This window comes from Flavonifractor sp. HCP28S3_F3, assembly GCF_052065355.1.
Lineage (GTDB): Bacteria > Bacillota > Clostridia > Oscillospirales > Oscillospiraceae > Flavonifractor.
In genome coordinates, this window is record NZ_JBQHUF010000004.1 from 91,226 (window position 1) to 116,528 (window position 25,303).

Annotated in this window: 20 protein-coding genes, 1 pseudogene and 2 riboswitches; of the genes and pseudogenes, 13 read left to right on the plus strand and 8 right to left on the minus strand. The window is 63.8% G+C overall.

From position 1 onward, the window contains the following. Nucleotides 1–23: 23 nt before the first annotated feature. Entirely contained in the window at nucleotides 24–2,342 is a 2,319-nt protein-coding gene (locus ACTNB1_RS05670; protein ID WP_441168292.1) for a polysaccharide pyruvyl transferase family protein, read from the minus strand. A gap of 218 nt (nucleotides 2,343–2,560) precedes the next feature. Here ACTNB1_RS05670 and ACTNB1_RS05675 point away from each other — a divergent pair, with 218 nt between their 5' ends. From ACTNB1_RS05675 to ACTNB1_RS05690, 4 genes and pseudogenes are all read left to right on the plus strand, one after another. After that, nucleotides 2,561–3,529 (plus strand): radical SAM protein, encoded by a 969-nt coding sequence (locus tag ACTNB1_RS05675; protein ID WP_441168293.1) that lies wholly within the window; start codon nucleotides 2,561–2,563, stop codon nucleotides 3,527–3,529. Beyond that, complete coding sequence (locus tag ACTNB1_RS05680; protein ID WP_441168294.1) at nucleotides 3,526–4,770, plus strand: adenosylhomocysteinase; 1,245 nt, start codon at nucleotides 3,526–3,528, stop codon at nucleotides 4,768–4,770. The genes ACTNB1_RS05675 and ACTNB1_RS05680 overlap by 4 nt, the downstream gene beginning before the upstream one ends. A gap of 94 nt (nucleotides 4,771–4,864) precedes the next feature. Beyond that, a riboswitch (SAM riboswitch) is annotated at nucleotides 4,865–4,962 on the plus strand. Between the two features lie 72 nt (nucleotides 4,963–5,034). After that, nucleotides 5,035–6,207: pseudogene (gene metK, locus ACTNB1_RS05685) on the plus strand (methionine adenosyltransferase); the annotation flags it as partial. A 235-nt stretch (nucleotides 6,208–6,442) separates the two neighbouring features. Further along, nucleotides 6,443–6,919 carry a hypothetical protein gene (locus ACTNB1_RS05690; protein WP_441168295.1) on the plus strand — a complete coding sequence of 159 codons (477 nt, stop codon included), beginning with the start codon at nucleotides 6,443–6,445 and terminating at the stop codon, nucleotides 6,917–6,919. Between the two features lie 61 nt (nucleotides 6,920–6,980). On the opposite strand, the gene ACTNB1_RS05695 is transcribed toward ACTNB1_RS05690, so the two are convergent. Next, nucleotides 6,981–7,559: a dipicolinate synthase subunit B gene (locus tag ACTNB1_RS05695; protein WP_441168296.1), complete on the minus strand. Its 579-nt coding sequence runs from the start codon at nucleotides 7,557–7,559 to the stop codon at nucleotides 6,981–6,983. Nucleotides 7,560–7,561: 2 nt separating this feature from the next. After that, nucleotides 7,562–8,428, minus strand: a complete 867-nt coding sequence (gene dpsA, locus ACTNB1_RS05700) for a dipicolinate synthase subunit DpsA (RefSeq protein WP_441168297.1) — start codon at nucleotides 8,426–8,428, stop codon at nucleotides 7,562–7,564. Nucleotides 8,429–8,566: 138 nt separating this feature from the next. Next, nucleotides 8,567–8,651: riboswitch (glycine riboswitch) on the plus strand. 120 nt (nucleotides 8,652–8,771) lie between these two features. Here dpsA and gcvT point away from each other — a divergent pair. The 9 genes from gcvT to ACTNB1_RS05745 all read left to right on the plus strand — a co-directional run bounded on the left by gcvT (nucleotide 8,772) and on the right by ACTNB1_RS05745 (nucleotide 20,020). After that, a complete protein-coding gene (gene gcvT, locus ACTNB1_RS05705; protein ID WP_441168298.1) occupies nucleotides 8,772–9,848 on the plus strand; it encodes a glycine cleavage system aminomethyltransferase GcvT in 1,077 nt (358 codons plus the stop codon). A 33-nt stretch (nucleotides 9,849–9,881) separates the two neighbouring features. Next, a complete protein-coding gene (gcvH, locus tag ACTNB1_RS05710) occupies nucleotides 9,882–10,259 on the plus strand; it encodes a glycine cleavage system protein GcvH (RefSeq protein WP_441168299.1) in 378 nt (125 codons plus the stop codon). Nucleotides 10,260–10,261: 2 nt separating this feature from the next. Continuing rightward, nucleotides 10,262–11,575 (plus strand): aminomethyl-transferring glycine dehydrogenase subunit GcvPA, encoded by a 1,314-nt coding sequence (gcvPA, locus tag ACTNB1_RS05715; protein WP_441168300.1) that lies wholly within the window; start codon nucleotides 10,262–10,264, stop codon nucleotides 11,573–11,575. After that, the gene (gcvPB, locus tag ACTNB1_RS05720; RefSeq protein WP_441168301.1) at nucleotides 11,566–12,987 is read left to right on the plus strand and encodes an aminomethyl-transferring glycine dehydrogenase subunit GcvPB; all 1,422 of its coding nucleotides are present in this window, start codon (nucleotides 11,566–11,568) and stop codon (nucleotides 12,985–12,987) included. Before gcvPA ends, gcvPB begins: the two co-directional genes overlap by 10 nt. 2 nt (nucleotides 12,988–12,989) lie before the next feature. Continuing rightward, complete coding sequence (locus tag ACTNB1_RS05725) at nucleotides 12,990–14,294, plus strand: dihydrolipoyl dehydrogenase family protein (protein ID WP_441168302.1); 1,305 nt, start codon at nucleotides 12,990–12,992, stop codon at nucleotides 14,292–14,294. A gap of 126 nt (nucleotides 14,295–14,420) precedes the next feature. Then, nucleotides 14,421–16,556, plus strand: a complete 2,136-nt coding sequence (locus tag ACTNB1_RS05730) for a bifunctional metallophosphatase/5'-nucleotidase (RefSeq protein ID WP_441168303.1) — start codon at nucleotides 14,421–14,423, stop codon at nucleotides 16,554–16,556. A 170-nt stretch (nucleotides 16,557–16,726) separates the two neighbouring features. Continuing rightward, complete coding sequence (locus ACTNB1_RS05735) at nucleotides 16,727–18,919, plus strand: bifunctional metallophosphatase/5'-nucleotidase (protein WP_441168304.1); 2,193 nt, start codon at nucleotides 16,727–16,729, stop codon at nucleotides 18,917–18,919. 149 nt (nucleotides 18,920–19,068) lie between these two features. Further along, nucleotides 19,069–19,275 carry a helix-turn-helix transcriptional regulator gene (locus ACTNB1_RS05740; protein ID WP_441168305.1) on the plus strand — a complete coding sequence of 69 codons (207 nt, stop codon included), beginning with the start codon at nucleotides 19,069–19,071 and terminating at the stop codon, nucleotides 19,273–19,275. 1 nt (nucleotide 19,276) lies between these two features. Beyond that, on the plus strand, nucleotides 19,277–20,020 hold the full coding sequence (locus ACTNB1_RS05745; protein ID WP_441168306.1) for a DUF3169 family protein: 744 nt from the start codon (nucleotides 19,277–19,279) through the stop codon (nucleotides 20,018–20,020). A 41-nt stretch (nucleotides 20,021–20,061) separates the two neighbouring features. On the opposite strand, the gene ACTNB1_RS05750 is transcribed toward ACTNB1_RS05745, so the two are convergent. Genes ACTNB1_RS05750 through nuoE form a run of 5 tightly spaced genes read right to left on the minus strand, consistent with a single transcriptional unit; the run spans nucleotide 20,062 to nucleotide 25,075 of the window. After that, nucleotides 20,062–21,816: an NADH-dependent [FeFe] hydrogenase, group A6 gene (locus ACTNB1_RS05750; protein ID WP_441168307.1), complete on the minus strand. Its 1,755-nt coding sequence runs from the start codon at nucleotides 21,814–21,816 to the stop codon at nucleotides 20,062–20,064. Nucleotides 21,817–21,830: 14 nt separating this feature from the next. After that, nucleotides 21,831–23,633: an NADH-ubiquinone oxidoreductase-F iron-sulfur binding region domain-containing protein gene (locus ACTNB1_RS05755; RefSeq protein ID WP_441168308.1), complete on the minus strand. Its 1,803-nt coding sequence runs from the start codon at nucleotides 23,631–23,633 to the stop codon at nucleotides 21,831–21,833. Between the two features lie 15 nt (nucleotides 23,634–23,648). Next, nucleotides 23,649–24,017, minus strand: a complete 369-nt coding sequence (locus tag ACTNB1_RS05760) for a (2Fe-2S) ferredoxin domain-containing protein (RefSeq protein ID WP_441168309.1) — start codon at nucleotides 24,015–24,017, stop codon at nucleotides 23,649–23,651. After that, nucleotides 24,014–24,571: an ATP-binding protein gene (locus ACTNB1_RS05765; protein WP_441168310.1), complete on the minus strand. Its 558-nt coding sequence runs from the start codon at nucleotides 24,569–24,571 to the stop codon at nucleotides 24,014–24,016. The genes ACTNB1_RS05760 and ACTNB1_RS05765 overlap by 4 nt, the downstream gene beginning before the upstream one ends. Before the next feature lie 9 nt (nucleotides 24,572–24,580). After that, a complete protein-coding gene (gene nuoE / locus ACTNB1_RS05770; RefSeq protein ID WP_441168311.1) occupies nucleotides 24,581–25,075 on the minus strand; it encodes an NADH-quinone oxidoreductase subunit NuoE in 495 nt (164 codons plus the stop codon). Nucleotides 25,076–25,303: the final 228 nt, after the last annotated feature.

Below are 25,303 nucleotides of genomic sequence, written 5' to 3' on the forward strand. Positions count from 1 at the left end.
CGAATAAATTGTAAACTTTAAATTTATTTCAGGATTTTCCGCAGCTTCTCCTTCATGCCGGGGGTGAGGACCTTGGCCGCCGCCCGATAGTGGAGGGGCGGGAGGGCCAGGAACTTTTTTTCCACCGCCGGGAAGGGCAATGTGGAAAAAGCGGCGAAGAAGGCGCCCCGCTTGGGGTTGGCCTTCAGGGGGCTCTTGAGCCGGGGATTGCCGGTCACCGCCTCCTCCAGAGGCCGGTCGGTCTGACCGAACCGGGCGGACAGGGCGTCGTACACCACCTGGCCTCTGGCGCTGTTCACCAGCACCATGGACACGCCCTTGTCCCGCTCCACCGGCAGCTCCAGCTTGGGGTCCAGACCCCAGTAGTCGGCCAGGGTGAAGTCAGCGGGGCGGCTGACGGAGGTATACTTGCACAGGGCGCAGGCCGGCCGCAGGAAGAGCTGCATGCCGAAGCCCCGGCCGTAGGGGGTGCGGTTGAAGTCCTCGGTATAGACCTCCCCGCTGGCAAAGGTCACCGTCAGCCAGGGGTGGGACCAGCCGTGGGACTTGTCCTTAAAGCGCACCGAAGTGACCTTGGAGCCGTGATCTGCCTCCAGGCTGTCCAGCCAGGCCCGGAACACCGCCGGGGAGGGCACCCCGTGGCACACCAGGTCGCAGGTCAGCAGGTTCTCATAGTTCTTGCCCAAAAAGTGCTTCAGGCCGTCCACCTGGCAGGGCACGCCGGAGAAGAGCACCGGCGTACCGGCGTCCAGCAGCTCCTTCACCTGATGGAAGCTGTCTCCCAGGTCGCTCTGGACGTACTTGGAGCCCCGCATGGGCGCCAGCTCCTCCTCGGTCCGGGCGCAGACGTGGCGGGCGGTCATATCCTCGTCCAGCACCGTGCCGAACACGGCGCCGCCCTGCTCCAGCACATGATGGGCCAGCAGGGAGAAGAAGCCGCCGGAGGAGCTCTTCACCCGCTCGTCCTCGTCGGAGTTCCACACCGCGTGGGCGCAGGCGGGGGCGGGGCCGGGCACCGGGGGATGGAGCATGGGACAGGTGGCCTCGCACTTGCGGCAGAGGATGCAGCTCTCCCCCACCACCGGCCGCAGGAAGCCCTCGTGGTCGGCTTTCATCTCAATGGCGTGTACCGGACAGACGGCGGCGCAGGCGGTACAGCCCGTGCAGTCCTCCGCCTTGCACAGCACCGGTCCCACGGGGGCGGCGGAGACTTCCTCCTCCGCCGGCAGGGCGGTCCCCTCCAGGGCGGCCTTCAGGTAGGCCAGGGAGTCCGCCCGGGCCTCCTCCAGGCGGGCATACACCTGGCCGTAGTCCATCTCCGCCTCCAGAGGCGCGGTGGTGTCCAGGCCGATGATCCGGTCAGCGCACCCCAGCCGGGACAGCAGGCTGTAAATGCGGGAGAAGGTGGGCTCGCTGCGCTCCTTGGGGGACATGGAGGTAAAGAAGTTCTTCTTGAATTGCAGGGAGAAGGCGGCGCCGTGGAAGGAGTTGGTCACCACCGCGGCGGCGTCCCGGAATAGGGCCAGGAACTCCCGGGGACCCGCGTCAAAGACCAGCTCAGAGGCCCCGTCGATCTTCCGCCGGGCGCCTGCCAGCTGGACGATGGGCCAGCCGGTCTTCTGGGACAGGGCCAGGGCGTAGGGGGCGGCCTCTCCGGGGTCGGAGACGAAGTAGCACAGAATATAGGGATTCTTCCGCCGGTCGGGGTTGGCCAGCTTGCCCCAGTCCTCCCCGTTCAGCAGCAGGGTGGGGTCCAGCACCACCCGGGCGTCCCGCCCCGCCGCCTCCTGCAGCACCACCTGTCCCCGCTTCTCCCGGACGGAGAGGGCGGAAAAGGGTGCCAGGAAGCGCCTGAGCTCAGCGGCCTTGTCCTCCGGCAGACGGGGCACCCCCAGGCTGGGAGCGTAGGCGATCCGCCGGCCTTCCCCGCCGAAGTCCAGCAGGAAGGCCGGGTCGAACTGCTTGTCCGCAAAGATGAAGGGGTTCCAGATCTGGTCGCTGCCCGCCACATACACATCATACCGGGGCGGTTCAGCCCGCAGCTGGTCCACACTGGTGTACCGCCGGGCGGAGAGAGCCATCTCCTCCGCCACAAAGGCCTCGAACCGGTCGAAGCGGCGCTTGAAGGCGGCGTAGTGGAGGGCGGTATGGGCGTCGGAGGCCATGCCCCGCACGGAGCCGCTCTTTTTAAAGAGCTGGTTGGTGCGGGTGGTGTGGGGCAGACGGTAATCGATGATCTCACAGTCGTGGCCCAGGCTCTGAATGGCCTTCATGGTGGCCAGTGCCTGGAGCTGTGCCCCATAGTGATGGGCAAAATGGAAGGTAATAAGTCCGGCGCGCATACGATTCACTCCCAAAACGTACAAATCAATCCAAGTTAGTATATCCCGGGCCGCTTCCTCTTGTCAATGCCGGGGAGCTCCAGACACCCTAGACACTCCTCCTCTTTTGTCGGAAAACTGAACAGCTCCCGTAATTTGTCTATGGTGTTGCAGGGCCGACCACTGTATGATAGAATTAATTTACTGTGAACTTCATTCTCTCCGGGAAAGGAGCGAATATGCCGATGAGCATACCGGCCCGACTGCGGGCTTTTGGGATCACCAAGGCGCTGGACTGCCTGGAACGGGACCCGGACAGCAATCTGCCCAGGCTGATGGAATGGGTGGATAAGTATGCGGGGGAAAAGCTCTCCCCACCCTACCGCGACCTGCTCCACCGGGCCATGACCGACCCAGACAACAACTGGAATCAGCTGATCCGCAGCTTGTATACCGATGTGGACAGCCAGGTGCTGAAAAAGATCTTCGAGAACTTTATTATCCACGGCGGCCTGCTGGACTGGCCCCGCAGGAATCGGGAGGAGCCCTTCGGTCCGGAAGGGGCTCCCTGGTCGGTGATCATCGACCCCTCCTTCCCCTGCGCCATGGACTGCGCCGGCTGCGGCGCCTCCATCTTCGGGGTGCGTCCCTCCATGGAGTTCGACAGTCTGGACGAGGAGATCGACGCCCGCAAGGCCAAGGGCTGTCACCTGTTCATCTTCAGCGGCGGCGACCCCCTGGCCCGCCAGGAGGAGAGCATCGCCCTGTGCAACAAGCACACCGACTGCGTCTTTGCCGCCTTTACGCCCCCCGCGGCCATCACCCCCGACCTGTGCGCCGACCTGCTGCGGGTTGGCAACCTCTTCCCCGCTATCCAGGTGGATGTGGATCCCCAGGACGCACAGCGGGCCGCCGAACTGCTGCGGGCTTCCCGGCTTCCCTTCGGCGTGGCCTGCCGGTGCACGGCGGAAAACTGGCAGCGGGTGGCCACTGAAGAATATTATGACCGCATCATCGACGCGGGCGCCAAATTCTGCTGGTTCTTCACCTGCCCGGCCTACGGCGGTCCCGCCTCTCCCACCCAGGAGCAGCTGCTGGACCTCCACAACCGGATCCAGGCGTTCCGCAAGACCAAGCCCCTGCTAACTTTGGATTTCTGGGACGGGCCCAGTCCTTCTGAGGCCGCTCCCCAAGGAGGAACAATATGAGTATCGTAAAAGACATGTCTCTGGCCCCGTCCGGCCGCCGCAAGATCAGCTGGGTGCGGGACTTCATGCCCGCCCTGGGCGGCATCGAGGCCCGCTTTGAGCAGGAGAAGCCTTTCGCCGGTCTGCGGGTGGCGGTGTCCGTCCACCTGGAGGCCAAGACCGCCAATCTGGGCTATGTGCTGGCCAAGGGCGGCGCGGAGGTGCGGCTCACCGGCTCCAACCCCCTGTCCACTCAGGACGACGTGGCCGCCGGCCTGGCCGACCTGGGCGTGGAGACCTTCGGCATCCACGGCGCCTTCGGCGAGGACTATGAGAACCTGCTGATCGAGACTCTGAAATTCAAGCCCCACCTGGTGGTGGACGACGGCGGCGACCTGATCCACCTGCTGGGCGGCAAGTGCGCCGACCTGGGCGAGAACCTCATCGGCGGCTGTGAGGAGACCACCACCGGCATCCTGCGGCTGAAGGCCCGGGAGCGGGAGGGCATCCTGCCCTGCGCCATGATGGCGGTAAACGACGCCAAGGCCAAGCACTACTATGACAACAAGTACGGCACCGGCCAGAGCGTGTGGGACGCCATCATGCACACCTCCAACCTGGTGGTGGCGGGCAAGACGGTTGTGGTGGCCGGCTACGGCTGGTGCGGCAAGGGCGTGGCTATGCGTGCCGCCGGCATGGGCGCCAACGTCATCGTCACCGAGATCGACCCCTTCAAGGCTCTGGACGCCACCATGAACGGCTTCCGGGTCATGCCCATGGACGAGGCCGCCAAGTACGGCGACATCTTCGTCACCGTCACCGGCTGCAAGGACGTCATTACCCCCCGCCACTTCGCGGTGATGAAAAACAACGCCATCCTCACCAACGCCGGCCACTTCGACTGCGAGGTGGACGTGAAGGGTCTGGCTGAGATGGCCGTCAAGCGTGAGCTCCGCCGGGACAACATCGAGGGCTTCACCCTGCCTGACGGCCGGGTGCTCAACGTCATCGGCGAGGGCCGCCTGGTCAACCTGGCCGCCGGCAACGGCCACCCCGCCGAGATCATGGACATGTCCTTCTCCGTCCAGGCCCTGGCTCTGGAGTGGCTGGTCAAGCACAAGGACAGCCTGGAGAAGAAGCTCTACCAGGTGCCCGCCGAGATCGACGACGAGATCGGCCGGGTAAAGCTGGCCGCCATGGGTCTGGCTATCGACACCCTCACCCCCGATCAGGTGAACTACCTCAACGGCTGGAAGGCCTGATAGAATAGGTTTTTCTAACTCTATACAAATTCGTCTATTTGTCTATTGAAAAAGTGGGAAAAATCCATTAGAATAGCCACAGTCAATTGAATATGCCTTATCGAGAGCGGTGGAGGGAACGGCCCGATGAAACCCGGCAACCTGCAGGTGCTGCAAGGTGCCAAATCCGGCGAGGTAATCGAAAGATGAGGATGGATGAGCTTTACGCGCTCCGCCGTCCGGCGGAGCGCGTTTTTGCTCCAGTTTAGAAAGGAAGGTATAACTATGGCACACCGTCTGTTCACCTCGGAGTCCGTTACCGAGGGTCATCCCGACAAAGTATGCGACCAGATCTCTGACGCCGTCCTGGACGACATCCTGGCCGCCGACCCCACGGCCCACGTGGCCTGCGAGACCTTCACCACCACCGGCATCGTGACGGTGATGGGTGAGATCACCACCAAGCACTACACCGACATTCCCGCCATCGTCCGCCGCACCGTGCAGCGCATCGGCTACACCGATCCCGCCTACGGCTTCGACTACCGCTCCTGCGCCGTCATGACCGCCATTGACGAGCAGTCCCCCGACATCGCCATGGGCGTCAACCAGTCCTTCGAGCACCAGGAGGGCGGCACCGACGAGGCCGACCTCATCGGCGCCGGCGACCAGGGCATGATGTTCGGCTACGCCTGCGACGAGACCGCCGAGCTGATGCCCGCTCCCATCTCCATGGCCCACAAGCTGTCCCGCCAGCTCACCGACGTGCGCAAGGCCGGCAAGCTGAAGTGGCTCCGCCCCGACGGCAAGAGCCAGGTCACCGTGGAGTATGACGACGACGGCAAGGTGCTCTCCTGCCCCGCCATCGTGGTGTCCACCCAGCACGACCCCGACATCGCCCTGAAGGACCTGCGTGAGGCCGTGGTGGAGGAGATCATCAAGCCCATCATCCCCGCCCAGTACATCACCAAGGATACCAAGTTCTACGTCAACCCCACCGGCCGCTTCGTGGTGGGCGGCCCTGTGGGCGACACCGGCCTCACCGGCCGTAAGATCATCGTGGACACCTACGGCGGCTCTGCCGCTCACGGCGGCGGCTGCTTCTCCGGCAAGGACCCCACCAAGGTGGACCGCTCCGCCGCCTACATGGCCCGCTACATCGCCAAGAACCTGGTGGCCGCCGGCCTGTGCCGCAAGTGCCAGATCGAGCTGGCCTACGCCATCGGCGTGGCTCACCCCGTCAGCGTGCTGGTGGACACCTACGGCACCGGCGTCCTCAGCGAGGAGAAGCTGTCCGAGATCGTCAACAAGCACTTCGACATGCGTCCCGCCAAGATTATTGAGAAGCTGGACCTGCGCCGTCCCATCTACGAGCAGACCGCCGCTTACGGTCACTTCGGCCGCACCGACATCGATCTGCCCTGGGAGCACACCGACATGGTGGACACCCTCAAGAGAAATCTGAAACAGCAAAAAAACAGCCCCAGAAAAACCGGCGCCTGTTTTGAAATGAAAATGCTTGGCCGTGTGCCGCTTCCAGCGGCACGGCCCATATGCGCATAAACTTCATGCGCCACAAGCCTTTGCCTGTTTTCGTGGTGCACTCTTGGCGCATGAAGTTTTTTGCCCGAACAGATAGAAATGTTCATATTTCCATGGTACATTGATAAAAAACCATGGGAGGTCTGCCATGATGCGAGGGAAAAAAATCGCCGTTCTGTGCACCAGCCTGCTGGTGTTCTGTCTGGCAGGCGCCGCTGTTTTGGGTTTCTCCAAACCGCTGGATGACCAGATCACAGTGGGTGGGCTGTCCGGTGCCGCCGCAGGCTGTGAATACATCCTGGTAAAGGCAGAAAATTCCTATTATGAATTGCAGGGCACGGACGCTTTCGCGGAGCTGTTCGATTTTGACGCCTGGCAGCAGCAGGATAAGGCGCCCTCGGAAGAGCCGATCCTAACCCTTCGGTTTGCCGAATCATGGATCCTCGAATTTGCTTCCGACGGAACCGCAGCGGCCTACAACGGCTACGCTTCCGCCCAGGAGCAGTCGGAAGCCTATTACTCCGTCCCGCCACAGACCGCGGAGGAACTGCTGGCCTATATCCAACAGTATGGGGAGCCCCATGAACTTGGGGATGGCACCATCAGTTCCTCCACGTTCCATGATTGAGCGGGATATGAATCAAAAACGGGCAGGCAGGTACTGCACAGTACCTGTCTGCCCGTCTCTTTTATCTCCGCAGCAGCAGAGGCTGGAGCTGCTCCCCACGGAGGGCGGCGTCGATGGTGTCGCACACCTGGGAGAAGTCGGCCACCAGGGAGGTGGGCTTCTCCGCCGGGTCGTCCTGGCCGAAGGGGACGAAGTAGACGTGCTTCTTGTCCAGCAGGGTACCGATGTTTTTGGCGGAGGCCGCCAGGCCGTCATTGGTGGCCATGCAGATCACCACCGGAGCGCCGTTGCGCAGGTGGGCCTTGGCCGCCATGGTCACCGTGGTGTCGGTGATGCCGTTTGCCAGCTTAGCCAGGGTATTGCCGGTGCAGGGACAGATGACCAGCACATCCAGCAGGTGCTTGGGGCCGATGGGCTCGGCCTTGGGGATGGAGTCAATGACCCGCTTGTCGCAGATGCGCTCCATCTCCCGCATGTACTCATGGGCCGGTCCGAACCGGCTGTCGGTGGCGGCACTGGTCTCGGAAACAATGGGGGTCACGTCCCCATAGCGGGCGTGGACCTTTTCCAGGGCCGTCATAGCCTGATGATACGTACAAAAGGACCCGCAGAAGGCGAATCCCACCCGAATGGGTTCCATAGCTACACTCCCAACTCATTCAAAATATGACAAATGGTATTGCGCAGGTAGGCCGCCGCCGTGGCCGGAGCCACCTTGCCGGGGAGAGACAGGGCCTGGATGGCCTTCACCCCCAGAGCTTTGGCGGCGGCAAAATCCACACCGCCGGGAAGGGAGGCCAGGTCGATGACCACGCACTCCGGCTTGAGCTCCTTCAGCTCCTCTTCTCCCAGCACCTGCACAGGCACGGTGTTGACCACCAGGTCGTACCCGCACAGCCAGCCCTTCAGCTCCCCGGTGTGCTCGGTGCCGAACCCGAAGCCCTCCGCCCAGGTCAGGTCGGCGTACTTCCGGGCGGCCACACTGACCTTGGCCCCCAGCCCCGCCAGCCGGGGCGCCAGGGCTCTGCCCAGCCGTCCGTAGCCGATGACCAGAGCCCGGCTGCCGTGGAGGGTGACGGGCATCTCCTCCAGGGCGATCTGGATGGCCCCTTCGGCGGTGGGCACCGCGTTGGCCACCGCCAGCTCCTCCCGGGCAAAATAGTCGTGGAGGACCAGTCCCCGGTCCCGGGCCATGGCCTGGGTGCCCGGGTCCACCCGGCCGGCGCAGATCACCTGGCCCGGCCGCAGGGCGGCAAAGACCCCCTCCAGGGGGATCTCCTGTTCCGCCAGAGGGGCGTTCAGCTTTCCGCTCGAAGCCGCCACCGGCAGAGGGAGCACCACGCAGTCGGCCAGCGCCGCCCCGGAAAGCTCCCGCTCCTCCTTCACGCCCTCAACCGCCGGACCCAGGCCCAGGGTATGTACGGTGTGTCCGTCCTCCGCCAGCAGGCCCGCCAGCCGCGCCTGCCGCCGGTCCCCGCCGATGATCCAGATATCCAATTCATGCCGCACGGTATCCGCCTCCTTTCCTGCCGCATCCCATCTTATGTAAGTCCGGGGAAAGGGTGAAACGAGAAAGTGACGGTTGACTTTTCGGAAAACGTACCATATACTGAGGTTGGAAATAAACCCATAAGTTCATATGGTCGGATGACGGGACCGGGAGAGCGCGGCACAGGCCGCCGCCGAAGGGGCAGCGCAGTGATCTCTCAGGCAGAAGGACCGGTCCCTGACGAGACTCTGGAAAGCGGGCTGCGGCCCGCGCCGACGGGGGCAAAACTCTCAGGTACCAGGACAGAGGCGCATGGCGTAATTGCCATGCGCTTTTTTGCTGTTCAAAAAGGAGGTAATGGAGATGGAACAGAAGACCCCGCTTTACGACCGCCATGTGGCGGCGGGAGGCAAGATCGTCCCCTTCGCCGGGTGGCTGCTGCCGGTGCAGTACTCCGGCGTCATCGCCGAGCACAAGGCGGTGCGCTCCGCCTGCGGCCTGTTCGACGTGTCCCACATGGGAGAGCTGGTGCTCCGGGGAACCGACGCCCTGGCTAACGTGAACCATCTGATGACCAACGACTTTTCCGGCATGTACGAGGGTCAGGCCCGCTACTCCCCCATGTGCTATGACGATGGCGGCGTGGTGGACGACCTGATCGTGTACAAGGTGAGCGACACGGTGTACTTCATTGTGGTCAACGCCGCCAACAAGGACAAGGACGCCGCCTGGATTTCCGAACATCTCACCGGGGACTGCACCATGGAGGATTGGTCGGACAGGGTGGCCCAGCTGGCCCTCCAGGGTCCCAGGGCGGAGGAGATCCTCCGCACCCTGACATCCGATATCCCGGAAAAAAACTACTCCGCCGTGCTGAAGGGCACCGTAAAGGGCTTCCCCTGCATGGTCTCCCGGACGGGCTACACCGGAGAGGACGGCTTCGAGCTGTACTGCGCCCCGGTGGACGCCCCCGCCCTGTGGGACGCCCTGCTGGAGGCGGGTCAGCCCTTCGGCCTGGTCCCCTGCGGTCTGGGCGCCCGGGACACCCTGCGGCTGGAGGCCGCCATGCCCCTCTACGGCCACGAGCTCTCCCCCACCATCAACCCCTACGAGGCGGTGCTGGGTATTTTCGTCAAGCTGGATAAGCCCGACTTCATCGGCAAGGCCGCCCTGGAGAACGCCCGTCCCGTGTCCCGCCGCCGGGTGGGGCTGAAGATCACCGGCCGGGGCATCGCCCGGGAGGAGTGCCCGGTGTACGACGGAGAGAAGCAGATCGGCGTAGTCACCTCGGGCACCCACTGCCCCTGGCTGGGCCAGGCGGTAGCCATGGCCAGGGTGGACGTGGCTTACAAGGAGCCGGGCACCGTGGTGCAGGTGGACGTCCGGGGCCGGAGGATCGAGGCAGAGGTCATCAAAACCCCGTTCTATAAGAGAGGGTAAACTTCTTTCATTACAATACAGGAGGTAATCGTTATGAACATCCCCAATGAACTGCAGTATACCAGATCTCACGAGTGGCTGCTGACCGAGGACGGCGTGGCCACCGTCGGCCTCACCGACTTTGCCCAGGACGCTCTGGGCGACATCGTGTTCGTCAACCTGCCCCAGCCCGGGGACGAGGTGAACGCCGGGGAGGCCTTTGGTGACGTGGAGTCCGTGAAGGCGGTGTCCGACGTGATCTCTCCGGTATCCGGCGTGGTGATGGAGGTCAACGAGGAGCTGGTGGACAATCCCGCCCTGGTGAACGAGGACCCCTACGGTGCCTGGCTCATTAAGGTGGAGCAGATCACCGGCGAGGAGGAGCTGCTGGACGCCGGGGCCTATGAGGCCCACTGCGCCGAGGAGGGATGACCATGGGCGGCTACCTGCCTGCCGCCCCGGAGGAGCGGAGGCGGCAGTATGAGGCCCTGGGGCTGTCCGGCCCCCGGGACCTGTATCGGGACGTGCCCGACGAAGTGTACATCGACTGCCCTCTGGACCTGCCGGAGCCCAAAAGCGAGCTGGAGGTCCGCCGGGCTCTGGAGACCCTGGCGGCCCAGAACGTCCGTTTTTCCACCATTCTCCGGGGTGCCGGGGCCTATGACCACTATATCCCCGCCGCGGTGAGCCGCATCGCCTCCAAGGAGGAGTTCGTCACCGCCTACACCCCCTATCAGGCGGAGATCAGCCAGGGCGTGCTGCAATCCATCTTCGAGTTCCAGACCATGATCTGCGAACTCACCGGCATGGACGCATCCAACGCCTCGGTGTATGACGGGGCCTCCGCCGCGGCGGAAGGCGTGGCTATGTGCCGGGACCGGAAGCGGACCAAGGCTATCGTGTCCGGCGCCGCCCATCCCGACGTCATCGCCACCATCAAAACCTACTGCTTCGGCGCGGGCACCGAGGTGGTGGTGGCCCCTGTGAAGGACGGCCGCACCGACCTCACCGGTCTGGTGGATGACCAGACCGCCTGCGTGTACATCCAGCAGCCCAACTTCTACGGCCTGCTGGAGGACGGGGCCGCCCTGGCCCAGATAGCCCACGAGGGCGGAGCCAAGCTCATTGCCGGGGTGAATCCCATCACCCTGGGCGTGCTGGAGCCTCCCGCCGCCTGGGGCGCCGACATCGCCGTGGGCGAAGGCCAGCCTCTCGGTCTGCCCCTGTCCTGGGGCGGACCCTACCTGGGCTTTATGGCCACCACCCATGCCATGATGCGCAAGCTGCCCGGCCGCATCGTGGGCGAGACCACCGATAAGGACGGCAACCGGGCTTTCGTGCTCACCATGCAGGCCAGAGAGCAGCACATCCGCCGGGAGAAGGCCTCCTCCAACATCTGCTCCAACGAGGCCCTGTGCGCCCTCACCGCCTCGGTGTATCTGTCCATGATGGGACCCAATGGCCTGCGCCAGGTGGGCGAGCAGTGCTACGCCAAGGCCCACTATCTGGCCGACGAGCTGTGTAAGCTGCCCGGCGTACGCCTCCGCTTCCCCGGTCCCTTCTTCCATGAGTTCGTCACCGACCTGCCCAACCCCAACGGGGTGCTCTCCGGCCTGGAGGCCAAGGGCATCCTGGGCGGCCTGCCCCTGAAGGACGGGCTGCTGTGGTGCGTCACGGAGAAGCAGACCAAGGCAGAGCTGGATCAGACGGTAGCCATCGTAAAGGAGGTGCTGGGCATATGGAACTGATCTTTGAGCGCAGCCGCCCCGGCCGGGGCACCGACCTGCTGCCCCCTCTGGACGTGCCGGAGTGCCCGGTGCCGGAGGAATTCGCCCGGAAGAAAGCCCCACGCCTGCCGGAGATCGGGGAGAGCGACCTCTCCCGCCACTATCAGGCCCTGGCCCGCCGGGCCTTCGGCGTGTGCGACGGCTTCTATCCCCTGGGCTCCTGCACCATGAAGTATAACCCCAAGCTGGGTGAGGACATGGCCGCCCTCCCCGGCTTTACCGGCGTCCATCCCCTCCAGCCCGCCCACACCATCAAGGGCTGCCAGCTGGTGATGGCTCAGACGGAATACGCCCTGGCCCACATCACCGGCATGGATCGGGTGACCCTCCAGCCCGCCGCCGGCGCCCACGGAGAGTTTACCGGATTGCTGCTCATTAAGGCCTACCACGTCCACCGTGGGGATACGGCCCGCACCGTGATCCTGGTGCCCGACTCCGCCCACGGCACCAACCCGGCCTCCGCCGCCATGGCGGGCTTTACCGTCCGCAACATCCCCTCCACGGCGGAGGGTCTGGTGGATCTGGAGGCTCTACGGACCGCCTGCGGTCCGGACACGGCGGGTCTCATGCTCACCAATCCCAACACCGTGGGTCTCTTTGAGCGGGACATTTTGGAGATCACCAAGATCGTCCATGAGGCCGGCGGTCTGGTGTACTACGACGGCGCCAACCTGAACGCCATCATGGGCGTGGCCCGGCCGGGCGACATGGGCTTCGACGTATGCCACCTGAACCTGCACAAGACCTTCGCCACTCCCCACGGCGGCGGCGGTCCTGGCAGCGGTCCGGTGGGCTGCAAGGAATTTTTGGCTCCCTTCATGCCCGGCTCCGCCCTGTGCGGCAACGGCGGGGAGCACTCCATCGGCCAGGTCCGCGCCTTCCACGCCAACTTCCTGGTGGTGGTGAAGGCCCTGGCCTACCTGATGCGGCTGGGCAATTCCCGGGTGGCGGAGGCCGCTCAGGGCGCCGTGCTCAACGCCAACTACCTCAAGCACAAGCTGGAGGAGGCGGGCTACACCGCCGCCTTCCCCGGGCTGTGCATGCATGAATTCGTGCTCACCCTGGAGGGGCTGAAGAAGGAGACGGGGGTATCCGCCCTGGACGTGGCCAAGGCCATGCTGGACGACGGCATCCATCCGCCCACCATGTACTTCCCCTTGATCGTCCATGAGGCGCTGATGTTTGAGCCCACCGAGACTGAGGCACCCGAGACCCTGGACCGGGCGGCAGAGGTGCTGGCCGACATTCTCCGCCGGGCCAAGGAGGACCCGGAGGCCCTCCACGCCGCTCCCCACTCCACTGTGGTGGGCCGCCCGGACGAGACCGCCGCCGCCCGCCATCCGGTGGTGCGGTATGCTTTCCCGGAGGGCTGAGCATGCACGATTTACTGATTATCGGAGGAGGGCCCGGCGGCTGCGCCGCGGCCCCCCGGGCCGCTAAGGGCGGTCTGTCCGTGGCTCTGTTTGAGCCCCGTCAGGTGGGCGGCACCTGCCTGAACCGGGGGTGCATCCCCACCAAGGCCCTGCTCCACGGAGCGGGGCCGGGCTGCGACTGGGCCAGGCTGGCGGAGGAAAAGGAAACGGTGGTAAATACCCTCCGCTCCGGCATGGAAAAGCAGCTGAAAGCCGCCAAGGTAGAGGTCGTTCCCGCCCAAGCTGTCATCACCGGCCCCAACACCGTCAGGACCCCGGACGGCACGGTGTGGGAGGGCAGGTCCATCCTGGTTGCCGTGGGCTCCTTCCCTGCCCCCCTCCCCATTCCTGGGGTGGACCTGCCCGGCATAGTGAACAGCGACGGCTTACTGGACGATATCCGCCCCCGGGACCACCTGCTGATCATCGGCGGCGGCGTCATCGGGGTGGAGCTGGCCTGGGTGTGGGCCAGTGCCGGGTGCAGGGTCACCATTGTGGAGGCTCTGGACCGGCTGATCGCCAATCTGGACCGGGAGCTGTCCCAGAGCCTGACCATGGAGCTGAAAAAGGCGGGGGTGACGGTGTACACCGGGGCTTCCGTGTCTGAGATCACCCCCGGCCCCGCCGTCCGCTTTACCCACAAGGGGGCGGAGCAGACTGTGGAGGCCGACACGGTGCTGTTGGCCGCCGGGCGGAAACCCGCCACCAACGGCCTGTTCGAGGGGATCTCCCCCGCCATGGACCGGGGCTTTTTGAAGGTAGACGACCGGTTCCGCACCTCCATTCCCTCCATTTACGCCATCGGGGACGCCATCGGCGGGGCCATGCTGGCCCACAAGGCGGAAGCGGAGGGAGACTGTGTGGCCGACCTGCTGCTGGGCAAAACGCCCCGCCGGGGCACCTCCCCCATCCCCTCCTGCGTGTACACCGACCCGGAGCTGGCCCAGGTGGGTCTGACCCTGGACGAGGCCAAGGCCCAGGGCATCCCGGCGGTAAGCGGCAAGTGCGTCATGGGTGCCAACGGCCGCACCCTCATTGAGGGGGGCAAGCGGGGCTTCATCAAGCTGGTATTCCACAAGGAGAGCCACGCCCTGCTGGGCGCGCAGCTGTGCTGCTACCGGGCCTCCGACCTGATTGCCGAGCTCACCCTGGCGGTCACCCTGGGCCTGACGGCGGAGCAGCTCCTGCTGCCGGTGCGGCCCCACCCCACCTTTGCCGAGGTAATTACGGCGGCGGCGGAGGCCGGGCTGGAAGCGCTGGAACGATAAGTGCAATTTGTAAGTTTTTTGCAAATTATTTTCTTTCGTTTTTATTAAATTTGCACAATTCATCGACAGAAATCTCCAACTATGGTATGATGACACTGCCTGAAAAAAAGGAAAGGAGCTGTACGTATGCACAAGCAAAAGTTCGGCAAGTTCCTGTCCGTGGTGCTGAGTATCGCCATGGTGCTCTCCCTGTCCGTCACCGCTCTGGCGGCAGAGGGAGAGACCCATCTGACCATCATCGGCACTTCGGACACCCACGGCAACATCTGGGGCTACTCCTATGAGGATATGAAGGAGAGCACCGGAGACGGCCTGGCCCGGGTGGCCACCTATGTCAGCCAGGTGCGTGCTGAGAACCCCAACACCATCCTGGTGGACGCGGGCGACACCATCCAGGGCACCATCATGACCGACGACCTGTACTCCAAGGACACCAAGGACCATCCGGTGCCCGCGGCCCTGAACTACATGGGGTATGACGCCTGGGTGCTGGGCAACCATGAGTTCAACTTCGGGGTGGACACTCTGAAGTCCATCATCGCCCAGGCCGACATGCCGGTGCTGGCCGCCAACATCAAGAATGCCGACGGCAGCTACTTCACCGGCGCGGGCTACACCATCGTGGAGCGGGGCGGCGTGAAGGTGGCCATCATCGGTGTGGACACCCCCAACATTCCCCGGTGGGACGGCACCAAGCAGGGCGTGTCTGATCTGACCTTTGAGCCCATGGCCGACGCCGTGGCCGCCTGCATCAAGGAGATCGGCGACAAGGCCGACGTCATCATGGTCTCCGCTCACGCCGGTCTGTCCGCCGAGTACTCCACCGACGGCGCCGACGCCGCCCAGACCATTCTGGACAAGTGCCCCGAGGTGGACGTGCTCCAGCTGGGCCACACCCACACCACCTACATCAACAACGACGGCGCTATCCCCGTGGGCGAGACCAAGAACAACGCCGGCGAGGTGGTGCGTTATGACCTGACCCTCAATACCGACAAGGAGATCACCGCCGCCACGGTGGAGACCGTCTCCATGAAGGACGTGGAGCCCGACCAGGGTCTGCGGGACGTGGCCGCCATCAAGGCCGCCCAGGAAAAGACCGTGTCCTTCATCCAGGACAACGTGCTGGGCCATGCCGCCGCCGACTTCCAGCCCGTCAATGAGATCAATGGCCTGCCCGAAGGCCGTCTCCAGGACACCGCCGTCATCGACCTGATCGGCACCGTCCAGCTGGAGAATTCCGGCGCCGACGTCACCGCCGTGGCCCTGTTCAAGGACACCAGCGACCTGAAGAAGGGCGATCTCAACTACGGCAACATGTTCGACATCTACAAGTATCCCAACGTGCTGTACACCGTGAAGGTGACCGGCGCGGAGATGAAGGCCTACATGGAGTGGGCCGCCGAGTGCTGGAACCAGTGGCAGCCCGGCGATATCAACATCTCCTTCAACCCGGACAAGGCGGGCTATCTCCACGACCACTTTATCGGCCTGAACTACGAGGTCAACCTGTCCAAGCCCGCCGGTCAGCGGATCGAGAATGTGACCTTCAAGGGTCAGCCTCTCACCGACGACATGACCCTCACCCTGTGCGTCAACGACTACCGCTACACCGGCCTGAAGAACGAGGGCATCATCTCCGGCGAGAAGGAGTGGGAGTCCTCCGCCTCGGTCCGGGACATGCTGGTGGCCTATCTGGCTGAGCACGATCCCCTGGAGCCCAAGGTGGACAACAACTGGAAGATCACCGGCGTGGACCTGCAGAAGGACAACCCGGAGCGGGCCGCCTACATCGAGAAGATCAACTCCGGTGAGCTGGCCACCCCCTACAACAAGAGCATCAACCTGAATGAGGCCAACAACGTGGTGGTCAACGGCGTGCTGTACTCCGCCGACAGCGCGGTGAGCAGCGGCCTGGGCGACACGGTGTTCTACCGCCTGCGCGACCTGGCCGTGGCCTTCAAGGGCACCACCGCCGCCTTCAACGCGGAGTGGAAGGACGGCGTGGTCCTCACCAAGGGCGGTGAATACACCGCCGCGCCTCTGGCTCCCCGGGCCGACGGCACCGCCATCGACTACGCCACCCTGACCGTTATGGTGGACGGCGCGCCGGTGGAGGTCTCCGGCCTGCTCATCGGCGGCAACTACTATTTCTCCGCCGAGACCATCAACACCCTGCTGGGCATCAGCGCCGTTGAGACCGACGGCGTGCTCACCCTCACCGCCGACAAGGCCGACGCCGGAAACGGCAACGCCGGCTGAGACCGGACACCAATTGCACAGATCGCCGGGCGGCGGGGGATTTTCCCCCGCCGCGCCTTTTCTTACCAAGTCTTTACCCCGCCTTTATTCCGCTCCTACCTTCCCATGGTATATTGAATACCGTTCTATTCTCTTTGAAAGAAACGATTGGAAGGAGTCTGTTCACACCCATGGGAAACCGAAACCGTTGTAAACTCTTGTCCGCGGCCCTGGCCGCGGCCCTTACGCTCTCTCTGTCCTCCGCGGCTCTGGCGGCGGAACCGGCGGAGAAGCATGTCAGCATCCTGGCCACCTCAGACCTGCACAGCAACATCTGGGGCTACTCTTACGAGGACAATGCCGAAACCACCAACAATGGCATGGCCCGCATTTACACCTATGTCCAGCAGGTGCGGGCGGAGGAGGGCGTCACCTCCTTCCTGGTGGACGGAGGCGACACCATTCAGGGCACCATCCTCTCCGACGACCTGTACAACAAGGAGGAGGGTGAGCACCCCGTTATCACCGCCATGAACTTTATGGGCTATGACGCTATGACCCTGGGCAACCACGAGTTCAATTTCGGTCTGGAGCTGGTGGACCGCATCCAATCCCAGGCCGACTTCCCCCTGCTGGCCGCCAACGTGACGGTGAAGGACACCGGCGAGCAGTTCGTGGGGGACTACACCATTGTGGAGCGGGACGGCATCAAGCTGGCCATCATCGGCGTCACCAACCCCAACATCCCCATCTGGGACGACGAGAAGGTGGCCAGCCTGGATTTTGAGGCTCTGTCCGACGCGGTGGGCCGCTGCATCGACCAGATCGGCGATCAGGCGGACATCATCATGGTCTCCTGCCACACCGGCCTGGTGGCGGAGTTTGACGAGGAAAACGGCACCGACGCCGCCCAGACCATCCTGGACGACCACCCGGAGGTGGACGTGCTCCAGGTGGGCCACTTCCACACCGTGGTCAACCAGAAGCAGGGTGACGCCGTGGTAGGCGGCGTGCGCAACGGCGGCCGGGACGTGGCCCGGTTCGACGTGACCCTGGACGGGGACAACAACGTGGTGGATACCGCCGTCACCATCGTGGACATGGCGGATTACCAGCCCTCCGCCCAGCTCCGGGAGCTGCCCATCGTGGCTCAGGCCCATCAGCGCACCATCGACTTCATCAACGGCGGCGGCAGCGGGGACGAGAACCAGGGCGGCGGCGTCCTGGGCTCCACCACCGCCAAGTTCCAGCCTGAGGATGAGATCAGCGGCCTGCCCGCCGGCCGTCTGATGGATACCGCCGTGATGGACCTGATCAACAAGGTCCAGCTGGAGAATTCCGGGGCCGACGTGTCCGCCGCCGCCCTGTTCAAGAACACCAGCGACCTGCCTCAGGGCGAGATCAACTACGGCAACATCTTCAATATCTATAAATTCGACAACACCCTCTACCGGGTCACCGTTACCGGCGCGGAGCTGAAGGCCTACATGGAGTGGTCCGCCGCCTGCTACAACCAGTGGCAGCCCGGGGACATCAACATCTCCTTTGACCCGGAGTACCCCGACTACCTCTACGACATGTTCGCCGGCGTGGACTACGAGATCGACCTGAGCCAGCCCAAAGGCCAGCGCATCCGCAACGTCATGTTCCACGGCCAGCCCCTCCAGGACGACCAGGAGCTCACCCTGGCTGTAAACAACTACCGCTATTCCTCCGCCCTGAAAAGCGAAAATATCATCTCCGGCACCCGGGACTGGGAATCCCCCAACTCCATCCGTGATATGCTGGTGGCCTACTTCGCCGAGCACTCCCCCGTGGCTCCCGAGGTGGACAACAACTGGAAGATCGTAGGCGTGGACCTGAGCGAAAGCGATCCCCGCCGCCAGGAGATCATCGACCTGGTGAACGCCGGCCGTCTGGACACCCCCTATGACAAGAGCTATAACCTGAATGACTACGAGGCCATTCTGGCCTCCGCCCGTCCCGCCGGCAACGTCAGCGTCAACGGCACCCTGTCTCAGGCCGACAGCGCGGTGAGCGGCGGCACCACCTTCTACCGCCTGCGCGACCTGGCCGTGGCCTTCAAGGGCACTACCGCCGCCTTCAACGCGGAGTGGAAGGACGGCGTGGTCCTCACCAAGGGCGGTACATACACCGCCGAACCTCTGGCTCCCCGGGCCGACGGCACCGCCATCGACTACGCCACCCTGACCGTTATGGTGGACGGCGCGCCGGTGGAGGTCTCCGGCCTGCTCATCGGCGGCAACTACTATTTCTCCGCCGAGACCATCAACACCCTGCTGGGCATCAGCGCCGTTGAGACCGACGGTGTGCTTACCCTCACCGCCGACAAGGCCGACCCCGGCAACGGCAACGCCGGCTGATCCAAACCCACAGCAGAAAAGACCAGCTCCTCACGGAGCTGGTCTTTTTTATTTTCCCTCTTGACAAGTTTCCTTGTCAATGCTATCCTACATTTGACAAGGATAATTGTCATTCTGACAGAGATAGTTGTCAAGCAGGAGGCGATAGCATGCCACTCTATAACCGGCTGAAAGAGCACCGGGCCCGGCTTGGGGTCAACCAGCAGGAGCTGGGCCGCATGGCGGGGGTATCCCGGCAGACCATCAGCCAGATCGAGCGGGGAGACTACTCCCCCTCTGTCACCCTGGCCCTGAAGCTGGCGAAGCTGTGCGGCGTCACCGTGGAGGATATTTTCTGCTATGAGGAGGATGAATGAGATGAAGGATCAGGTTGCCCGGGAAAACCGCAAGGCTCTGCCCAGGTTTTTTGGTACCCTGCTGCTCTTTGCTCTGCTGGGCGGCATCGGCGGCTTTTTCGTCAGTATCGCCGGGTTCTCCGGCCTGGCCGGCTGGGCGGCGGAGGGTCTGACGGGAGTGCTGGGGGCGGTGGTGCCCTGGGGCATTCCGATATGCTCGGTGATCCTGCTGGGCATCGGCCTGGGGCTGTACCGCTCCGCCAAAGGCCGGTATGAACGGTGGGACGGCGAGGATGAAGCTCTGGCGGAGGGCATTGAGGTCACCCTCAGCTATGTGCTCCTTTTCACCACCCTGGCCACCGTGGCGGACTTTTTCTTTCTGTCGGCGGTCTTTCTCTGCGACGCCGTCATGGTGACCACCGTTCTGTTCCTGGTCTCCATCGTCCTGATCGTCCTGCTCCAGCAGAAGGCCATCGACCTGACCCGGCGGATGAACCCGGAGAAACAGGGCAGCGTGTACGACGTCAAATTCCAGAAAAAGTGGATGGACAGCTGCGACGAGGCGGAAAAAGCCCAGATGGGCCAGGCGGCCTATCAGGCCTTCCGGATAGCTACCGGCACCTGTCTGGTGCTGTGGGTGGTACTCACGGTGCTGAATTTCTCCTTTGACATCGGCCTGCTCCCCGTCCTGATGGTGCTGATCCTCTTCGGGGTGCTCCAGGTCACCTACTGCCTGACCTGCATCAAGCTCAGCCGCTCCAAATAAAAAAACGGCCGGTCCCTTTTGGGACCGGCCGTTTTCTCTCATTATACCCGATAGCGCTTCTGCTTGATGTAGGTGCAGTGGAGCAGCTCGTGGGCCTTGTGGCCGCCGGGCTGACCCAGGTAGGAGTGATACACCGTCTGGACCACAGGGTTCTTGTGGCTGCGGCGGTACTCCATCCCCTCGTCCTGCTTGTACAGGGCGGCAGCGCGGAGGGCCTTGATGTCGGTAAAGTTACGCACGTCGGCGTGCTGGATGGGCTGGCCGCCGCCGTTGATGCAGCCGCCGGGGCAGGCCATGAACTCCACAAAGTCATAGTGGAGGGAGCCGTCCCGGATGCCGTCCAGCACCAGCTTCACGTTGTGCAGGCCGGAGGCCACGCACACCCGCACGGTGCGGTCGGGCAGCTCATAGCTGGCCTCCTTGACGCCTTCCATGCCGCGGACCTCATGGTACTCCAGAGGCGCCATGCCGTCGCCGGTGAGCTCCTCCACCACGGTGCGCAGGGCGGCCTCCATCACGCCGCCGGAGGCGCCGAAGATGGTGGCGGCACCGGTGGAGATGCCCAGCATCTCGTCAAACTCCCCGTCGGGCAGGTGGTCAAACAGCATGCCCGCCTGGGTGATCATGCGGCCCAGCTCACGGGTGGTGAGGGACACGTCCACCGGCATGCAGCCGTTAGGCAGCCGCTGCTCCTCACGGCGGACCTCGTACTTCTTGGCGGTACAGGGCATGATGGACACCACAAAGATGTCGTCAGGGTCAATGCCCATGGTCTCGGCGTAGTAGGTCTTGACCAGGGAGCCGAACATCTGCTGGGGAGACTTGCAGGTGGAGACGTTGGCGATCATGTCGGGAGCGTGCTGCTCCATGTACCGGATCCAGCCGGGAGAGCAGGAGGTAATGAGGGGCAGCTTGCCGCCGCCGTTCAGGCGGCTGAGGAACTCGGTGCCCTCCTCCATGATGGTGAAGTCGGCGGCGGTGTCCACGTCGAACACCTTGTCAAAGCCCAGGCGGCGGAGGGCGGTGACCATCTTGCCCTCCACGTTGGTGCCGATGGGCATACCGAAGCACTCACCCAGGGTAACCCGGATGGAGGGAGCAGGACCCACCACCACGTGCTTCTTGGGATCGGCCAGGGCGGCCAGTACCTTGCCGGTATCGTCCTTCTCGCTGAGGGCGCCGGTGGGGCAGGCCACGATGCACTGGCCGCAGGAGACGCAGTCCACCTCGTTCAGGTCACGGTCAAAGGCGCAGCCGATGTGGGTGGCAAAGCCGCGGTCGTTGCAGCCGATGACGCCCACCTCCTGGGTGGCACGGCACACGGCGGTGCAGCGGCGGCAGAGGACACACTTGGAGTTGTCCCGCACCAGGTGGGGCGCAGAGTCCTCGATCTGGGGGTACATGTTGTCGCTGGCGTAGCGCACGGCGTCGATGCCCAGGTCGCTGGCCAGCTGACGCAGCTCACACTGGCTGTTGCGGGCGCAGGTGAGGCAGTCCATCCGGTGGTTGGACAGAATGAGCTCCAGGGTGAGCTGGCGGGACTTGCGGACCCGCTCGGTATTGGTGAATACCTCCATGCCCTCGGCCACGGGGTAGACGCAGGAGGCCACCAGGCTCTTGGCGCCCTTCACCTCCACCACGCAGATACGGCAGGCGCCGATCTCGTTGATGCCCTTAAGGAAGCACAGGGACGGGATATTGAAGCCCGCGGAGCGAGCCGCCTCCAGCACCGTGGTCCCGGCGGGAACGGTGACGGGGATGTTGTTGATGCGCAGAGATACCATCTTTTCGTCCATGTCCGTTCCCTCCCTTACTGCTTGCTGATGGCGTCAAAGCGGCAGTGGTCCATACAGGCGCCGCACTTGATGCACTTGGACTGGTTGATGATATGGGGAGCACGCACCGCGCCGGAGATAGCGCCGGTGGGACAGCCCTGGGCGCAGCGGGTGCAGCCCTTACACTTGGTGGGATCCACCACGTACTGAATGAGGGCCTTACACACACCGGCGGGGCAGCGCTTCTCATACACATGAGCCTCATACTCGTCCCGGAAGTGCTTCAGGGTGGAGAGCACCGGGTTGGGGGCGGTCTGGCCCAGGCCGCACAGGGCGGACTGCTTGATGTGGTTGCACAGCTCCTCGATGGTGTCCAGGTCCTCCGGCTCGCCGTTGCCCTCGGTGATCTTGGTCAGCAGGCCCAGCAGCCGCTTGGTGCCGATGCGGCAGGGGGCGCACTTGCCGCAGGACTCGTCCACGATGAACTCCAGGAAGAACTTGGCGATGTCCACCATGCAGTTGTCCTCGTCCATGACAATGAGGCCGCCGGAGCCCATCATGGAGCCAATGGCGCCCAGGGACTCGTAGTCGATGGGGGTGTCAATGAGGCTGGCGGGGATGCAGCCGCCGGAGGGACCGCCGGTCTGGGCGGCCTTGAACTTCTTGCCGCCGGGGACGCCGCCGCCGATGTCCTCCACCACGGTGCGCAGGGTGGTGCCCATGGGGATCTCCACCAGGCCGGTGTTGGTGATCTTGCCGCCCAGAGCGAACACCTTGGTGCCCTTGGACTTCTCGGTGCCGATGGCGGCGAACTTGTCGGCGCCGTTGTTGAAGATCCAGGTGATGTTGGCGTAGGTCTCCACGTTGTTGAGCAGGGTGGGCCGGTCAAACAGGCCCTTCACCGCCGGGAAGGGCGGGCGGTTCTTGGGCTCGCCCCGGTGACCTTCGATGGAACGCATGAGGGCGGTCTCCTCGCCGCAGACGAAGGCGCCGGCGCCCAGCCGCAGTTCCAGGTCGAAGTCGAAGCCGGACTCGAAGATGTTCTTGCCCAGCAGGCCGTACTCCTTGGCCTGGCCGATGGCGGTCTCCAGCCGCTTGACGGCGATGGGGTACTCCGCCCGGACGTAGATGTAGCCCTGGTGGGCGCCCACGGCGTAACCGGCAATGGTCATGGCCTCAATGACGCTGAAGGGGTCGCCCTCCAGCACGGAGCGGTCCATGAAGGCGCCGGGGTCGCCCTCGTCGGCGTTGCAGCAGACGTACTTGATGCCGTCGGGGCTCACCGCGTCGGCGGTGAACTGCCACTTCATGCCGGTGGGGAAGCCGGCGCCGCCGCGGCCCCGGAGGCCGGAGGCCTTCACGGTGTCGATGACCTGCTGGGGCGCAACGCCCTCGGTGAGGATGGTGCCCAGGGCCTCGTAGCCGCCCACGCCGATGTACTCGTCAATGCTCTCGGGGTTGATGATACCGCAGTTGCGCAGGGCAATGCGGAACTGATGCTTATAGAAGTTGGTCTCCGCCAGGGAGGTGGCGGGGCCCTGGCCGCCGCCGTTCTTGTTCAGCAGGCGCTGAACGATGCGGCCCTTGACGATGTGCTCGGAGACGATCTCCTCCACGTCGTCCACGGTGACATGGGTGTAGCAGGCACCCTCGGGGTAGATAGTGACGATGGGTCCCAGGGCGCACAGGCCGAAGCACCCGGTGCGTACCACCTTGGCCTCCTTGTCCATGCCCTGGGCCACCAGCTGCTTCTCAAATTCCTCAATGATCTTGGGGCTCTCCGAGGAGGAGCAGCCGGTGCCGGTACACACCAGAATGTGGGAACGAACCAAGCTCATCTCACTGCCCTCCCCTTATTCCGCCGCGCCGATGGTGTACTCTTCCACCACCCGGCCGTTCACCAGATGCTCGCTGACGATGGAGGCTACCTTGTCGGGGGTCATCTTCACGTAGGTGACCTTCTCCTGACCGGGCACATAGACCTCCACGATGGGCTCCAGCCGGCACACGCCGATACAGCCGGTCTGGGATACCGTTACGTTCTTCAGCTCCCGCTTGTTGACTTCCTCCAAGAAGGCGTTGAGCACCGGACGGGCGCCCGCCGCGATGCCGCAGGTGGCCATACCCACCACTACCCGGATGCGGTCGTCGCCGGAGTCACGCAAATCGATCTGCTTCTCCATCCGCTCCCGGATGGCACGCAGTTCCGCCAGACTTTTCATGCTTTCATCCCCTTATTATCTCGTAACAGCGCTTCCTGTTCCTGTAAGTAATCCCGGACCCAGAGGATCACCTCCGGCTCCGCCAGAGAGATGCCGTCTCCCAGCTCCTCCCGCAGCTGCCTGGTGGCCAGCCCGATCTGGGCCGCTCCCACCCGATGGGTGTAGTTCAGTTCCACCTCCGGCGCGCCCTGGAGCAGCAGGGTGATGCTCCCCGGCATATCCCCCACCGGGGGACAGTCGATGTGGTCCGCCCGAAAGACGGCCTTCACCGTGGTGCCCACACCCAGGGTGCTCTCAATGGACAGCGTCCCGCCGGTCTGCTCCGCCGCCATGCGCAGCAGAGGCAGCCCCAGCCCCATTTTCCGGGTGGTGCGGGTGGTGGTGAAGGGGTCGCTCACCCGGGCCAGCAGCTCGGGGCTCATGCCCTTTCCGTCGTCGGTGATGGTGAGGGTGATATTTCCCTCCTCCTCTACCAGCTCCACGCCCAGATGCTTTGCCTGGGCGGTGATGGAGTTCTGGGCAATATCCAGGGTATAGAGGGCAATCTCCTTCATAAGTTCACCTTATTTGTACATATCGAGGATCGGACCCACCTGATCGGGGGTGAGCCGGCCATAGACATCGTTATTGACCATCATGACCGGAGCCAGTCCGCAGGCGCCCACGCAGCGGCAGGAGTCCAGAGAGAACTTGCCGTCGGGGGTGATGGCGCCGGGGGCGATGCCCAGCTTCTGCTCCACGGCGTTGAGGATGGCCGCCGCGCCCTTGACGTAGCAGGCAGTACCCAGACAGATGGAGATCTGATACTTTCCCTTGGGGTTCAGGGTAAACTGGGCGTAGAACGAAGCCACTCCGTACACCTCGGACAGGGGAATGTCCAGACCCTGAGCCACCATGATCTGTACTTCCTCCGGCAGATAGCCAAAAATCTCCTGGGCGGCCTGAAGCACCGGCATGGTGGCGCCGGGCTGTCCCTTGTGCTCGGCGATCACCTTCTGCAGGCGCTCCTCCTGCTCAGGCGTGCCCCGGTAGGGAACGACGGTCTTGCAGTTTGGCATGGATGCGTCCTTCCTTTCTGAACTTTATCGTTTACTAATCAAACTTTTTCTTCTTACAATATCTGCTGCATCGGCCACAGGGCCGATGCAGCAGAAGTTGTCTGTTCCATTTGTGAGGATTCTCTTTCCTGCACCTAAATGAGACTGGATGTTCTAACATTTTAGTTGCCTAAAGTATATCATTTTCCCTTTTCCTTGTAAAGAAAAACTTAGTCTATTAAACTGTTT